This is a genomic window from Colwellia sp. (genome assembly GCF_013214175.1).
In the GTDB taxonomy this organism is placed as follows: domain Bacteria; phylum Pseudomonadota; class Gammaproteobacteria; order Enterobacterales; family Alteromonadaceae; genus Colwellia.
The window spans coordinates 44,377-60,104 of the sequence record NZ_JABSPA010000003.1 but is presented as its reverse complement, the minus strand read 5'-3'; the positions used below and the strand labels follow the sequence as shown (position 1 = coordinate 60,104).

The window sequence follows — 15,728 nt, the reverse complement described above, 5'->3', positions numbered from 1 at the left end:
TAGCTGTAAGTAACCTTTAAGATTAACAGAGCTAACTGTGCTCTAAAGACTGATTCTGCTTTAGGTTATTTAGCTGCCTGATAAAACGCCAGTAAACTTGCTGTTGAACAATCGTGCTGGTCTGAGATAGCATTTTTTTCTAATTCGGTTTGAATTTCAGCTGCTAAGCCCTTGCCCAGTTCAACGCCCCATTGATCAAAAGAACATATTTGCAAGATGATACCTTGCACAAATATCTTATGCTCATAAGCTGCAATTAAGCTGCCTAGGTTTCTAGGGTTAATACATTTCAATAAAATTGTATTGGTAGGTCGATTACCTTTATGGACTTTATGTGGTGCGACTTTATCGATGTAATCTTGGTCACGACCTTTGGCTTTTAAGTCCGCTCGGACTTGCTCCTCATTAACACCCGTCATTAACGCTTGTGTTTGGGCAAAGAAGTTTGCCATCAGTGTTTCATGATGGCCTTTTACTGGCGTAACACTTTTTACTGAGCCAATAAAGTCAGCCGGTACAACATTATTACTTTGATGCAGGTACTGATAAAAGGCATGTTGACCATTAATGCCTAGCTCACCCCATATAGAAGGCACAGTGGCATAGTCAACTTCATCGCCATCCCAACTCACCGACTTACCATTACTTTCCATTTCAGCTTGTTGTAAATAAGCGGTCAGCATATGCAGTGTTTGATCGTAAGGTAAAATAGCTTGTGACTGCGAGCCAAGGAATGTGGTATTCCATACGCTGATCAAGGCCAGAATAGCGGGAAAGTTATCTTTTAATGGCGCATTGATAAAGTGTTGATCCATATCATGGGCACCACTAAGTAATTCTTTAAATTTATCAAAGCCTAAATCAAGGGCGATGGCAAGGCCAATGGCCGACCATAATGAAAAGCGACCACCAACCCAATCCCACATATCAAAGATATTTTCCTCTTTAATACCGAAACCCATGGCATTTTCTTTATTGGCAGTTACTGCGACAAAATGTTTAGCAACCGAGTTTTCATCAAAAGAGGCACTGGTTAACCAATTGATTGCTGTGCGAGCATTTGTCATTGTTTCTGTAGTGGTAAAAGTTTTACTTGAAACAATAAAAAGCACTTTTCCCGGCTCTAAAGGACGTAGTACTTCAACAATTTGCGCACCATCAACATTCGAAACATAATGAACATTAACACTGCCATCACTGTACTGTTTTAAAGCTTCGGTTACCATTTGTGGACCAAGATTTGAACCACCAACGCCAATATTTACGATATCGGTGATACGCTTGCCTGAATAACCTAACCAATGCCCTTGACGGACCTTATTAACAAAAACCTCCATCTCGGCAAGTTGTTTTTGTACATGGTCAGTGACATTTTCACCATCAATAATAAGCGGTTCATCACTTGGACGACGTAGTGCAGTATGAAGTACCGCGCGGTCTTCCGTTTTATTGATTTTCTCACCAGCGAACATTTTTGCGCGCCAATCACAAACCTGGGTCTCTTCTGCTAAAGCGAGTAAGGCGGTAATCGTTTCACTGTCAATCAGGTTTTTAGAGTAGTCGAGCAGCATGTTGGGCAATTCAATAGAGAACTTATTAAAACGTTCGCTGTCCTCGGCAAACAAGGTATTCATGTGCTGAGATTTTTTATCTTGGGCAAGTTGCTGAAGCTTTTTCCAGCTAGCTAAGGCTTGGCGAGATGACATACTAGTTCCTATAGGTGATTGAGACACGATTATCGACTTTACCACAACTTCAAACTGAGTTTTTACTCGATTTAAGCATTATGACTTGTAAATATTTCATGGTACCCTATAAAAAAATGACAGCGCTGTCAATTAATAATACTCTACAGAATACTGCAAAAGCCAGTAGATTACCACTGAACAGCCATGTAATAATAACAACGCCTCTGGTAAAACCAGTCAATTTCTAATAATAAGAACAAGGTTACCTGCACATGAAAGCGACAATAAATGACGTAGCAAAGCAAGCTGGTGTATCAATAAAAACAGTTTCTCGTGTTATCAATAATGAAGCGTCCGTACGCCAGCTGACTCGAGAAAAGGTGCAACGGGCTGTTGATGAGCTTAACTACCAACCCAATTTGTCTGCGCGTAATTTAGCGGGAGCAAAATCCTACTCCATAGCCTATATATATGATAACCCCAATGCGTATTACATCATTGATATGCAGAAGGGCATATTATCAGCCTGTAAACAACAAGGTTTTGAATTACTGATTCATCCTTGTGACTCCAAAAGCCAAGGTATTACCGAAGAGGTGGTCAATATGGTTAAGCAAGCACGTATTGCCGGCTTGATTTTAACTCCACCTTTATCTGAAATGCCTGAGTTTGTAAAAACACTAGTAGATCTTGACGTCAAAGTTGTGCGTATCCTCTCTGGCGATGTCGCCCCTGATGACCTTAGCCCTTGTGTTATGGTCAATGATAGAGACGCGGCACAAACAATTACTCAGCATCTTATTGATTTAGGCCATAAAGATATTGGTTTTCTAGCCGGTGACGCTGTACATATGTCGACGATAGAGCGCTATAAAGGTTACAGAAGAGCATTAAAAGCCAGTAATATTGAATTTAACAAGGCACTGGTTATTGAAGGAAGTTACTCATTTGATTCTGGAGTCAGTGGTGCTAAGGAATTAATGTCTGTTCAAACCGCTAATCCCCGCCCTACTGCCATATTTTCTTGTAACGATGAAATCGCCGCGGGGGCATTATTCGCCGCAAGATTAATGAATATATCAATTCCAGAACAATTGTCTATTGTCGGTTTTGAAAACAGTCCTTTTTCCCGCCAGACTTGGCCAAAACTGACTACGGCAGATCAGCCTAACAACCAAATTGCCGAAGATGCAGCAATGTTACTTATTAGCCAAATTCGTAAGCAGAAAAATCCGATTACAATTAGCCAATATGTACCAAAACTTATCGTCAGAGATTCTACAGCTCAGTGTGAAAAGCTCTAATCAAGCGTTTTTTTCAGCAATATTTAAATCGTTATACCTGTTTCATTAAGTTTGTGATCTTGTTGTGCGCAGGAAAAATAAATCAGGGCAAGACGCTTGATTGAGCAATACTCCCTATTGGGATTGAGAGCAACGCCGCCTTGGGGTATTTTAACCAGCACAAGTGGGCAATAATTTAATGAAATTGGTATTATACCGTTTAAATAACGCAAAAGTGGCAAGTTTTACCCGGAGAAATGATCACAACGTTAGTGACATTGAATTTAATAGTTTGCGGAGTGTGAGCAACAGTAAAGTGCTAGCGCTTTATTTAATGTTAAAAGACTCATCTATCTTTTTCATTTTGGCTAAATAATTCAAGTGCGCTTTTTTTGCTGCAAAAATGAAGATACCGATAACAACAGTGATTGAGAGGACTAATACGAGAGGTTCTTGTGATAGCGATCTGCTAAGCCATTCCATGGTTTACTTTCCTTAGTATATAAATGTACTGATAAATTAAGCTAGTCACCGGCTCTATCTTAGCGCCAGTGACATTGCTGATATATTATACGGGTAGTGATTCTCTACACCTTATGATATTTAGCATTTATGTTCAAGCTTATGAGTACTTTAGCTTAATTTAAAGGCTATTCTTCAAAATATGTGCCCCAACCATCGTAGTCTACTTTACATTTAGTTGCCAATTCAAACATAACTTTAGTTTCTGTTTTAATTAATTCAACATCAAGCATCTGTTCAGTGACTATATCAAATGCAAAAACCTTGTCGCCATTTTCTAATTCGGCTTCTTCCGGCTCTTCTATTTCCAAGCCTAGCTTAAATGCCGCAATAGCCGTCTTTTCGAGTAAATCAAAGTCACTGCTGGCAAAGTGGTGCTCTATAGTGTGATAAACCTCATCATTGGTACCATCTGCAAGTAACTCGCTCACAAGTACTTCTGTATGGGTTAGCCAGTGTTTTAATTCTTCATCAATCATTTTAATACCTATATATATTAACTCGTTAAATTACCGACAAATAACCGCGTTATTTATTATGATAAGCCGCTGCTTCAGCAGATAATTCTTCAATTTTATTTTTCATTAATTCATGGACCTGATTCACCGTTTTTCGAAGGTTTTCCCGATCACTATTTTCAATATACAGTGGCTCTAGAAACTCAATAATAATTTTACCATTATCCCAGCGGTTTAACTGAATAGTGCCATGTTGATTACTAGCACAAACTGGCACAATAGGCACTTCGGCTTGTATGGCCGTACGAAAAGCGCCGGTTTTAAGTGGCAATAGACCTCGGCCACGACTGCGGGTTCCTTCGGGAAACATCCATATCGAAAGCTTATCTTTTTTTATTTTATCTGCTGTTAACTGTATGGTATTCATCGCTTTATTAGTGTTTTTTCGATCAATTAGAATATTACCGGTTAACCAATACATTTGTCCAAAAAAAGGAATCCACTTGAGACTTTTTTTACCGACACTGACCGTGCCTGGCAATACGGCATTAGCCACGGTAAAAAGATCATAGCTGTTTTGATGATTTGACAACCAAACCACAGGGCCGATATTTTTAACAGACTCAGGAATTCTCACTTCAATTTCAACACCCAATAATTTAGGGATTTTCCCTAAAAATCTGGCCGTATGATAAACGTTATCACGATGAAAAGGACGCAATAAACAATAGAAAATAGAAATAGTGCAAATGATGACCAACGCCAAGGTCATTAAAATAATACGTATTACAGCTAGCAAAAAAAGCTCCCGCATTGGTAGCTAAAGAAAGATTATTGGCGAGTATACAGAAAAAACAAATAATAGGGTAAAGCTATTAACTTTTTAAACTAGAAATGGTTGATGAGATAAAAGCAGTCCAATAAAACGAAGCGGAATACCTCGTAATATTGAACGCTATTTAGCGGGTAAGTTGATACAGCTAAGACGATATATTATTAAACATATAGCCTTGTCCCCAAACCGTTTCAATTTGATTCTTCTGCATTCCAGCTAGGGTCAGTTTTTCACGTAACTGCGACATTCTGACATCTAGGGTACGCTCAACACCGTTATATACTCGGCGAAGCAAGGTGCTATAGAGCTGATCTCGAGATAATATTTTGCCTTGATGCTCAAGTAGTGCTTTCAATAAATTAAATTCAAAAGTAGTTAATTTCACAACCTCACCGTTGATAAAGCATTTTTGTGACTTGGGCTGTAAACAAACATCCCCCACAGTTAAACTGGCTAACTCAACTTGATTTATTTTATTGTTTTGGCGGCGAAATAAAGCCTCTATTCGCATCATTAAAACACGACAATTAATCGGCTTAAGTAAGTAATCATCAGCGCCTAGCGTAAAAGCGTCTATATGCTCTTGTTCGCTATTCTTGCTTGAAACAACCACTAACAGACCATCGTATAGCGCCCTAATATCGCGAATTATCAGCAGTTGTATACTGTCAGCAAAACCTACATCTAACACTATCATGTTAGGTCGATGGTCAATTAAGTAACTTTTCAATTCTTGGCTAAGCACTTCGCCGGTGCGAATCTTTGTCGTTTGCTGGCCAAAGTTAGCAGCATGAATTGCAAAGGCTTTACTTAGATATTGATCATTTTCAATCAATAATAGCTTTTTTTGTGATTGATTATTCTGGTTAGTTTCAAGTGCTTGTGTATTTTCAACAAGCTCTATACTTGATGCCATGACAGACTCCTTAAAATTAAACGACTTAGATTGGATTACTAAAGTATAAAATCAAAGGTGAGCAGAGACTGTAATAGGTTGTTACGAAACAGTAACAACTTGCAAGACTGGTAAGTTGTTAGAATATTGAGAGATTAATTACTTTTGGAAAAATAAAAAGTCATGCGCTTTAACACTAACCGATACTTGCTGCTTTAATGAAAGCACACTATCACTGTATAAGCTTAATTTGTTAAATGACAAAGTCTGATCAGACACTGAGCTTTCAAGACTACTTAAGTAGTAATGATAACCTTGCTCGGTAACACTGATGTAGTCAACTTGCGCATTGGCGATATGATTTTCGGCAACTTCGGTATCGAGTAATAACTGCGATGGTTTTACCAATAAATAAGCAAAATCTTGCTGTTTAATACTCGCTGTATCGACATCAAGTCGGCCGAGTAAACTCTGTGCTCCCGTTGCATCAAGCTGACACGGCAACCAACTACCAAGCTGAAGAAAGTCTGCCACTTGATAGCTATTAGGTTGTTGGCAAATAACGCTGGGGGCATCAAACTGTAATAACTTGCCTTGTGCCATCACCGCCATTTTATCGGCAAAAGTGAACACTTCATCTTTGTTATGGGTGACAAAGATGGCTGTCATATCAAATTGCTTTAATAACTGCCTGATCTCGACCATTAATTCATTTCTAAGACGAGCATCAATATTTGAAAATGGCTCATCTAGCAAAAGTAATTTAGGTTTTGGTGCTAATGCACGGGCAATAGCTACCCGCTGTTGCTGGCCACCAGAAAGTTGATGAATATAACTATCACTATATTCTTCTAGCTTTAAAATACTGAGCAAGTCATTAATTTGTTTATCTTGCTCAGCCTTACTTAGTTTACTAATACCAAATGCGATATTCTCTTGCACCGTTAAGTGTGGAAAAAGGGCGAAATCTTGGAAAATCATACCTACTTGACGGCTTTCAGCTGGCACGCAGCCGTTATTATCACTGAGGATAAGCTCATCAATAACTATCTTGCCATTACTAGGCTTACTAAAGCCCGCGATGGCATTGAGTAAGGTAGTTTTTCCGCAACCACTGGCACCAACAAGCCCTAAGATCTCACCTTTATTCAGACTAAGATCTAACTCAGATAAAACAACATTGTCTTGTAATGTTATCGAAAGTTGTTGGATAGTTAATAACGCCGTCATACTTTTTCCTTGCTCTTATTTAGTAGCACTATTGGTAATAAACCAAACAACACGATAAGGATTGCGCCTAAGGCACCTTGCTCTAGCATTTCATCAGAAATAAGCTGATAAATTTGGCTACTTAGCGTTTCAAAATTAAAAGGTCGTAGCAATAATACTGCCGGTAACTCTTTCATTGCTTCAACAAAAACTAATAACCATGCCACCAGTATTGCTGGCGTTAAAATAGGTAAATGTACTTTAGTTAAGCTGCCCGTTAAATTAACCCCTAATGATGCTGGAGCATAATCTAAGGATTGCGGAATTTGTTTGATACCACTGATAATGGTGCCATTGGCTATGGCAGAAAAACGTACTACCAAAGCAAATATAATGGCGAACAATGAACCGGATAAAATTAAGCCCGGTGGTGCAAACCCCAGAAATTCAGCAATATCATTAAGCCAGTGATCTAGCGGTCCTAAAGTCGATAACATTGCCATGGCAAGTACAGTGCCCGGTATAGCATAACCAAATCCTGATATTTGCAGGGGAAACTGGCGATACTTATCGCTATGCAAACGCTGATATAGACCTAATGACAAAGCAATCAATACTGCAACGGTCGCAGCAATCACTGAAATTTTCAAGGAATTAACACCGGTAGACATTAACACCGATAACTGGGCTACATCGCTGTACTGCACCGCCATAACGATTAATAAAGTAAGGGGCAGTAAAAAACCAAAAATAACCAGGGCCCAGCAAAAAATGCTGCCAATAATCTGTTGGCTAAAAGATAACTGTATTAACTCTCTTGATAAGTTAGGTCGAGCGCTTTGATGTCTTAACCCTGCCCTACTGCGTTGTTCAGCTAATACCACAAACAGTACCAATAACATCAACACACTTGCTAAGGCATTGGCCGCGCCAAGATCGCCATAACCAAGCCAGGTATCATATATCGCTGTGGTTAAGGTATTAACGGCGAAATATTGCACGGTAGCAAAATCAGCTAAGGTTTCCATCAATACTAAGCTCGCGGCAACCGCAATAGCTGGCCTTGCCAACGGTAGCGCAACTTTAAAGAAACTCTGTTTAGCCGTTAAACCTAAAAGCCGGCTGGCGCGAATTAAGTTCTGATCCTGTTGCTCAAATGCACCACGAGTCAGCATATAAATATAAGGAAATAATACCAAAGCCAGCATTAAAGCCGCGCCTGGCAAAGTACGAATATCAAAAAACCAGTAATCACTTGGTGCTTGCCAACCAAACCAGGCTCGAAGACTGCGCTGTACCGGGCCGGCGTAATCAAATAGGTCAGTATAAAGATAAGCAACTAAATACGCTGGCATTGCTAAAGGTAACAATAATAACCAGCGCAACTGCTTTTTAAAAATGAGATTCGTTTGGGTAATGATCGCTGCACTGAACACGCCAAAGATTAACGCGAGCAATACCACTAAGAAAGCGAGTAATAAAGTGTTTTCAAGATAAGTTGGCAGTACTGTTTGCCACAAATGGCTAAACAGTTGCGTTGACGCGCTAATACCACCGACTAGCATAACCAACACTGGTACGGTAAGTACCAGTGCAATTATATAGCTAGATAACTTCCATATTTTACTGTTATACAGTGCTATCACAAATCAAACTGTGCTTGATCTAGCAGCTTTAATGCTACTTTACGGTTTTTAGCAATATCTTCTAACGGTAAAGTATCAGCTTTATAGGTGCCCCATGAAGCAACTAACTTAGACACTTCAACACCTGCTCGAACTGGGTATTCCATATTCGTTTCTGCGTATAACTGCTGTGCTGGTTTAGAAACTAAAAACTCCATTAAGGCTTGGGCATTTTTTGCATTAGGGGCATATTTAGCCATGGCAACGCCGGAAATATTGATGTGTGCGCCACGGTTATTTTGGTTAGGGAAGTTAATATACACTTCTTCAGCCCATACTTTTTGTTCGTCATTTTTTAGCATTTTACCAAAGTAGTAACTATTACCTAACGAGATATCACATAACTTTTGATGAATAGCTTGTACTTGTCCACGGTCACTGCCTTGTGGTTTGCGGGCTAAATTATTTTTGAATTTTTTCAGCCAATCTAAAGTATAAGCTTCGCCATGTTCACTGATCATTGAAGCAACTAAAGCGACAGTATAAGGGTGTTTACCACTGCGAGTACAAATACGCCCTTTGTATTTTTCATCAGCTAAATCTTCATAATTTAAATCAAGTTTACCTAAACGCTTCGCTGAGTAGATATTACGAACTCGAGTAGTTAAGGCAAACCAAGTGTTATCTTCGGCTTGATATTGCTTAGGGATAGCGCTACTTAAAATGGCAGAATTAACCGCTTGCACTAAGCCTTTTTCACGTAATTCCACCAAACGACTGATATCTGTGGTCAGTAAGATATCGGCAGGACTATATTTACCTTCACGGGCTAAACGCTCAGCCATACCTTTTTTGGCAAAGACCACATTAACTTTAATACCGGTTTGCTCAGTAAACTTATTAAATAAAGGTTCAACAAGAAAAGGCTGACGATATGAATAAACATTAACTTCTTCGCTAGCATTAGCGATAAAACTTGTCATAAAACTAGTGGTAAAAAATAATGCTATAAGTGTGCGATTAAACAATTTTTTCAACATAAATAGTGTCTCAATAAAATACTGTGGGCGAATTGTACAAGGACAGTTAAAGCTGTCAAGGCATTTGAGAATAACTCTCATTAAGACTTGTAACAGATCATTATTTTTTACTTAAATTTAGTTTACTTAATTTAACTGAGCTTAACTTAAACCAACAGCACCACTTACCAATAACCAGCAAGCGAAAAATAATTTTAACTTAGTTACCGATAAGTGTGTAACTAGCGTTTTAGCAAAAATACCGCCCAATACTGCCCCTGGGCCAGCAAATAAAACCACCTGCCAATAAACATCGCTATTAACTTGGGCAATTGCCGCCCAGACGCTAATAGCTGAAACGATAACAGCTGCGGCGACTACCATACTCATATCAAAATGGCGTAACAGCAGATAAATAACTAATAACTCACCGACACCAACACTTAACCAAGCAGTTACGGCACCACCGAATAAGCCAATCAGCACAAGCGCAATATAATCGACAAAGTATAACTGGCTACGCTCACGATGCGGCTGCAGTAAATAGATAGTCAAGATAATGAAAAAACCTAGCAGCAATGAGAAGCAGCTAAAACTGATATGTAAAGCAGCCGGAGAGTCCACTTGGTAGAAAAACACCGCATTTAAGCCAATAACTGAAGCTATGCTGGTGACACAAATGATACGTTTAAAGCCCTGCCATAAACGTAAGTCTGTTTTTTCCGTTTTATAATGATGCCACCAAGTAACCGCACCTGCGGTCATACCAAAACATTGAATAGCAAAGCTGGTGGCAATTGCTTGTTGCTCATAAAAATTTAGTTTACTAAACATGGGAATAAACACCACACCGCCGCCAGCTCCCGTTGAGTTGGCGAAAATGGCACCTAAGCTACCTAAAAAAGTAAATAGTGTATAATCAAGCAGTTCAGACAAAGTATGGCTAGAGCTTAAAAGTAAGCTTGCCCATAGCACTAGAAACAGCACGATAAACTTAGGGTTTGATAAGCGCATAAACGCTTGTTTAGCCATAGCGATATCTTTGATAAGTTAGCCTAAGTTGTGACTGGATTTTTCTGATTGATAAAGGCAATAGCATCATCGGATAAGCAATTTTTAGAGATATAGCTTTTTCCGGCAATATCTTTGCCCATGGCACTTTTACCTAAGCTAAAGTTAATGACAAAGCCTAACTCGGTTTCAGTAACGACAGTAACATCTGCCCATAAAATACGACTATTTATATGAAATGACTCGGTCAATATGCCTTGTTCATCAATAGTAAGCTTAACTACACTTCCAGAAGCTTTACTAAGCATCTGTCTCATCACCCACCAAGGTTTATGATAATAAACACTAAGTGTTTCGAGAATACCGCAAGCGATAACAAACCAAGCAGCATAAGGATTAACAGGAGTGAATAACAAAACAATCAAACCAAAAACAGTTAATATATTGGCTTTAAAATAGGTTTTTCTATTATGCTCTAGCGTACTAGATTGCGTATAACACTCACTATAATGGACTTTATCTAAGGTAAAACTGGCAGAAAAAGAGCTTGTTTGCGTCATTGAAGATTGATTTTTTGAAGGTTGAGTCATTTAATTTACAAACACTAAAGTCGGTTAACAAAGTAAGTTAACGCTAGTTTATCAGAAGACTTACTAAAACGAGTAACTAATTGTCGCGACAATTACAAAGTAACTTTCCTCCCAGTGTTATGAACAATAGAACAAATTATTGTTCGCTTAGCTGTACTTTATCATGGTTAAACACATGTTTAGGTGATCAATAAAGGCACAGACTTGTTGAAAATCTTCAGTCGATATCTTGTGTTTGGGTGTCAGTAATTGCAAACAAATCACTCCTATTGCCTTGCCACCTATTTTTACTGGCACAAAAGCGATTGCGCCATCGGCAATGACTGCACTGATCTCTTCAGTGATTAATTCACGCCAGCGAGCTTCTTGGTGGTCATTAATCAGTGCTGCTGTATCTGTATTAATCACCCTAGCAATAACATTATCACTGTGTTTTATATCAATATTTATTGATATAGCATCGTCTTCGGCATTTTGATTAACCACCAAACGAGACTTAACCCCCGCTCTCTCATCAACCAACATTAAAAAAGAGCTGCGCTCAAAGGCAAAAGTAAAGGCGATACTTTGTAGAGCTGACTGCAAATACTCATTAAAGTCTTTGCTGCTTTGCATTAACTTAGTTAGCTTAATAAAGCCTGCTAATAAAGCTTGCTCTTTACTGGCAGGCTCTGCTGAGGAAGTAACATCGTTGCAGGCTTCGAAGTCCTTACTGGTAGGTAAACTATTGATCCGCTCTATTAATATATCAGCGCCGTAGGATGACAATAACTTGCCAGCTTGTTCACGGGTATGGTCGATTCTTACCGTTAATTGCCTTACCGAAATATCCATAATTTGAGCAATATCAGCCAATAAACGACGATAGTCTTCCTCACTACCTGCGGGTTTGGCAATAATGGCACTGAGTTTATCGGCAAAATAAATAACTTTTACCTCATCGGTACGTGTGGCTGGCTGATCTAAGGCCTTGATTAATAAATCACTCAAATTCCACGTCATCGCAAGACCTTTAGTTAATTCATTAAAGCTGGTGCCCATTTCTTGCTGACAATATTGATTAAAATCTTCTGTTGATGTCGCTTGATGATTTGCTAAATTTTTAGCAACATCACCACCGGCACTCCAAAAAGCGCTTTCACCTATGCGATATAACATTGCGGCTAGATACACTTCTTCTTGCACCTCTTCGCTATAATTAGGCACCATCATTTTAGCAAGCATACCGGCATAAAATGAATTAGCCATAAGCTGAGTTAACTTTTCATAAACATTGATATCAAGGGTCTTTGTTGCCAGTAAGCTAGACACTAACTTTGCCGTTAAACAGATATTCTTAACGGTTTGTATACCCAATACCACTGTAGCCCGTGAGACAGTAGTGACTTTATTAATACTGAAGTGCTGAGTATTATTGGCTACTTTAAGCAAGCAGGTAGATAAACCTTGATCATGCAAGATAGCTTCACTTAACTTAGGCAATGACGATTTATCATCATTGGAAAATTTATCTAACATTTTCGCCGTAGAAGTAATAGCTGGTAGCTCACTGTTGGCAATAAGATCAATCCATTGCTCTGTTGATCGTAAACCACTATTGTTCATGGAAATTTCTCGATATGACTTATTACAAAAGCATGAATATAACTATGCACTCAATAAGTGATTATGTCTAAAAAAGAGCACAACTATTTCTCTGCGCTTAGCTAGATACAGAGAAATAGTTATAGATAATCTTCAACAAAACGCACTAAAAATTGACAGCGCTGTCATTTTTTAATAATGTGACATAATATTCACCATGCTAAAAATTTATCGCTTACACTATAAGAGGTGTATCGGGCTTTTTTATTTCATTGTTCTAAGGAAAAAACATGCAAGTTATTATTTTTGATAATGCACAACAAGTTGCCATAAGTGCAGCCGAATGGGTTGCAGAGCTAATCAATAAAAAATCGAACCCAGTTTTAGGTTTGGCCACAGGCAGCACCCCAATTAGCCTTTATCAAGAATTGGTTAATAAGCATAAAGCCGGCGAGCTTAGCTTTAGCAATACCACAACTTTCAATTTAGATGAATACTTAGGTATTGATGAAATAAATGCACAAAGTTACCGCCATTTCATGAATGAGAATTTGTTTGACCATGTCGATATAGATAAGTCTAAGACCTTCTTGCCTACCTGTAATCAAGGTGAAAACCCAAGAGCACAAGGTTTAGCTTACGAAGATAAAATTGCCCAAGCTGGCGGTGTCGATTTACAAATACTCGGTATTGGCGCCAATGGTCATATTGGCTTTAATGAGCCTACTTCAAGCTTGGCCTCTCGTACCCGCATTAAAACACTCACTCAACAAACACTTGATGATAACAGTCGTTTATTTGCTGCTGATGAATTTCAGCCAACATTAGCCATGACTATGGGTATTGCTACTATTCTAGATGCTAGATATGTACTACTTATGGCAACAGGTAAGAATAAAGCTAAAGCAGTAAAAGACATGGTCACCGGTGCATTATCAGCCGTTTGTCCGGCATCATCTTTACAGCTACATGAAAACGCCATTGTCTTACTTGATAAAGAAGCAGCAAGCGAGTTGGCAGATCAAGAATATTATATTTGGGCTAACCAGCAAAACCTGAAGATAAACCAAGAGTTTGGTCTTTACCATAACTACTAAAAGAATTTATATATAGCTGTAGTTATCAATGACAAAAAAGGCACAAGTTAATCAGTTGATTAACTTGCGCCTTTTTCGATTCTAATCATGGTAAGTAGTTATAGCAAAGCTGAAACAAAGGCCCTGCGTGCAATGAACCATGGATTCCCGACTAAGTGATCACGGGAATGACACTTGCCTTACTTGTTTGGTAAACTTTTTTAATAAAAAATTACTCAGCCATTTTCAGTAGCTCAGGTAAGAAATTCTCACTTTCCTGTGCTAGCTGACATTGCTGCTCTAAAATATCCTGTAAAATCTCTTTAGTCGTTAACGGATTGGCTAACACTACTCTAAAGACAATCACTTTTTCACCGCCGTAACGACTCACTTCAATACGCGTACGAGAGACAAAAGATCGACCGTCTTCACGTTGGCGCTTTTGAATAAACTTGGTTAATTTACCCAATAACAAGTTCAGCGATTTGTTAGCGTCATCATCATTGCGAGCTAATAAAGCTTGTACTGACTTAGGTGCATAACGATAGGTTAATAGACAAAGCTCTGGGCGAGTAATTAACTCAAAATCGTCATGCTGATTAATAAGCTCAGCAAAATATTCGGCTTTTTCAATGGCCTGATTAATTAGCATTTCATAACCTGGTCGGCTAATAATATGCAAACTTGCATACACTAACATCGCCATGCCTGAGCGCGACCCTTCTAGGGTGTGACTACCTAAATCTTTTGAGCCTTTACGTAATATATATTCCGCATGATGTTCAATGGCACTCACAGAGGCAGGATCTTTAAAAATAACTAAACCTGCGCCCATAGGCACATACATCTGTTTATGAGCGTCAATGGTCACTGAGTCAGCTTGTTCGATGCCTTTAAGCAAAGGGCGGTACTTATTCGATAACAATGTTGCTCCGCCCCAAGCGGCATCAACATGAAAATGACATTGGTGTTGCTGAGCAATTTCGGCAATTTTATCAAGAGGGTCAACATTACCGGTTTCAGTAGTACCCGCAACGCCAACAATAGCGAGCACTTTAATATTTTGCGCGCTAAGTTGTCGACATTTTTCCGCCAACTTTTGACAATCGATTTTATTATCTTTATCGGTTGCTATAGCAATGACATTCTCTTGACCTATGCCGAGAATATCAGCAGATTTTTTCAATGAGTAATGACCACGTTCAGACACTAAAATTACTAAGTCTTGATAGCCATAATGTTTCATCGCCCGGTGTAAGCCTTCTCGGGCTACGCCTCTAAAGTCACCATCGGCTTGTAACAGCTTATTTCGCGCTACCCATAAAGCGGTAATGTTGGCGACCGTGCCACCTGAGCAAAAAGAGCCGAGTGAGTGCTGAGCGCTATGCATCCAGTTTTTATAAAAATCATCATCCTGCTGATAGACCAAATTGTGCATCATACCTAAAACTTGGCGTTCAAGCGGAGTAAAAGCCTTTGAGGTTTCAACTTTAACTAAGTTCTGATTTAAACCCACCATCAACTTAGACAGCGGTAAAATAAAGGAAGGTAGTGCCGAGGTCATATGACCAATAAAGCTAGGACTTGAGGTATGAACTGATTGCGCGACTAATTTATCGAGCAAATGATGCATATGATCAGAAACGAATTCAGGCTGCTCTGGAATATGAGGATTAACAAAATCTTGCTCAATATCCGTTAAGGCATTTTTACTGGCAACAATATGGTTGTTTAAAAAGCCAACCAAATTTTGTGACATTTCTTGCTCAAGACGTCCTAAAGTAGAATCAGGCGCTTCCGCAATGGTAAAAATTCGATGTAATGACTCTTGCGTTGCTTCAGCAATGCGCTTAGTTGCTCTCATAGTTTTTCACTTTACTTTACTATATTCACTTGCTTGGCCAATTCCTGTTCTGTCCACACGCAAGTTTTA

13 protein-coding genes are annotated in these 15,728 nt (G+C 39.0%); 2 read left to right on the top strand and 11 right to left on the bottom strand.

The features are described 5' to 3' along the window. Positions 1-65: 65 nt before the first annotated feature. Positions 66-1,706, bottom strand: coding sequence for a glucose-6-phosphate isomerase (gene pgi / locus HRT55_RS08730; RefSeq protein ID WP_291620568.1), 1,641 nt, complete (start codon positions 1,704-1,706; stop codon positions 66-68). A 254-nt stretch (positions 1,707-1,960) separates the two neighbouring features. Between pgi and HRT55_RS08725 the strand changes: the two genes are divergently transcribed. Continuing rightward, positions 1,961-2,992 (top strand): LacI family DNA-binding transcriptional regulator, encoded by a 1,032-nt coding sequence (locus tag HRT55_RS08725; RefSeq protein ID WP_291620566.1) that lies wholly within the window; start codon positions 1,961-1,963, stop codon positions 2,990-2,992. A gap of 629 nt (positions 2,993-3,621) precedes the next feature. Here HRT55_RS08725 and rraB read toward each other — a convergent pair. The 9 genes from rraB to HRT55_RS08680 all read right to left on the bottom strand — a co-directional run bounded on the left by rraB (position 3,622) and on the right by HRT55_RS08680 (position 12,740). Further along, positions 3,622-3,972: a ribonuclease E inhibitor RraB gene (rraB, locus tag HRT55_RS08720; RefSeq protein ID WP_291620564.1), complete on the bottom strand. Its 351-nt coding sequence runs from the start codon at positions 3,970-3,972 to the stop codon at positions 3,622-3,624. 49 nt (positions 3,973-4,021) lie between these two features. Further along, positions 4,022-4,750: a 1-acylglycerol-3-phosphate O-acyltransferase gene (locus HRT55_RS08715; protein ID WP_291620562.1), complete on the bottom strand. Its 729-nt coding sequence runs from the start codon at positions 4,748-4,750 to the stop codon at positions 4,022-4,024. 181 nt (positions 4,751-4,931) lie between these two features. Continuing rightward, on the bottom strand, positions 4,932-5,702 hold the full coding sequence (locus HRT55_RS08710; protein ID WP_291620560.1) for a response regulator transcription factor: 771 nt from the start codon (positions 5,700-5,702) through the stop codon (positions 4,932-4,934). Between the two features lie 138 nt (positions 5,703-5,840). Then, positions 5,841-6,911, bottom strand: a complete 1,071-nt coding sequence (locus tag HRT55_RS08705) for an ABC transporter ATP-binding protein (protein ID WP_291620558.1) — start codon at positions 6,909-6,911, stop codon at positions 5,841-5,843. Further along, entirely contained in the window at positions 6,908-8,536 is a 1,629-nt protein-coding gene (locus HRT55_RS08700) for an iron ABC transporter permease (protein WP_291620556.1), read from the bottom strand. Before HRT55_RS08700 ends, HRT55_RS08705 begins: the two co-directional genes overlap by 4 nt. Beyond that, on the bottom strand, positions 8,533-9,498 hold the full coding sequence (locus HRT55_RS08695; protein ID WP_291621298.1) for an extracellular solute-binding protein: 966 nt from the start codon (positions 9,496-9,498) through the stop codon (positions 8,533-8,535). Before HRT55_RS08695 ends, HRT55_RS08700 begins: the two co-directional genes overlap by 4 nt. Positions 9,499-9,696: 198 nt before the next feature. Then, complete coding sequence (locus tag HRT55_RS08690; protein WP_291620554.1) at positions 9,697-10,566, bottom strand: sulfite exporter TauE/SafE family protein; 870 nt, start codon at positions 10,564-10,566, stop codon at positions 9,697-9,699. Between the two features lie 23 nt (positions 10,567-10,589). Continuing rightward, positions 10,590-11,135, bottom strand: coding sequence for a YcxB family protein (locus HRT55_RS08685; RefSeq protein WP_291620552.1), 546 nt, complete (start codon positions 11,133-11,135; stop codon positions 10,590-10,592). Between the two features lie 147 nt (positions 11,136-11,282). Then, on the bottom strand, positions 11,283-12,740 hold the full coding sequence (locus HRT55_RS08680) for an HDOD domain-containing protein (RefSeq protein WP_291620551.1): 1,458 nt from the start codon (positions 12,738-12,740) through the stop codon (positions 11,283-11,285). Positions 12,741-13,009: 269 nt separating this feature from the next. Here HRT55_RS08680 and nagB point away from each other — a divergent pair, with 269 nt between their 5' ends. Next, positions 13,010-13,816, top strand: coding sequence for a glucosamine-6-phosphate deaminase (nagB, locus tag HRT55_RS08675; RefSeq protein ID WP_291620549.1), 807 nt, complete (start codon positions 13,010-13,012; stop codon positions 13,814-13,816). 211 nt (positions 13,817-14,027) lie between these two features. Here nagB and panP read toward each other — a convergent pair whose 3' ends face one another. After that, positions 14,028-15,659 carry a pyridoxal-dependent aspartate 1-decarboxylase PanP gene (gene panP, locus HRT55_RS08670; RefSeq protein ID WP_291620548.1) on the bottom strand — a complete coding sequence of 544 codons (1,632 nt, stop codon included), beginning with the start codon at positions 15,657-15,659 and terminating at the stop codon, positions 14,028-14,030. Between the last annotated feature and the right edge of the window lie 69 nt (positions 15,660-15,728).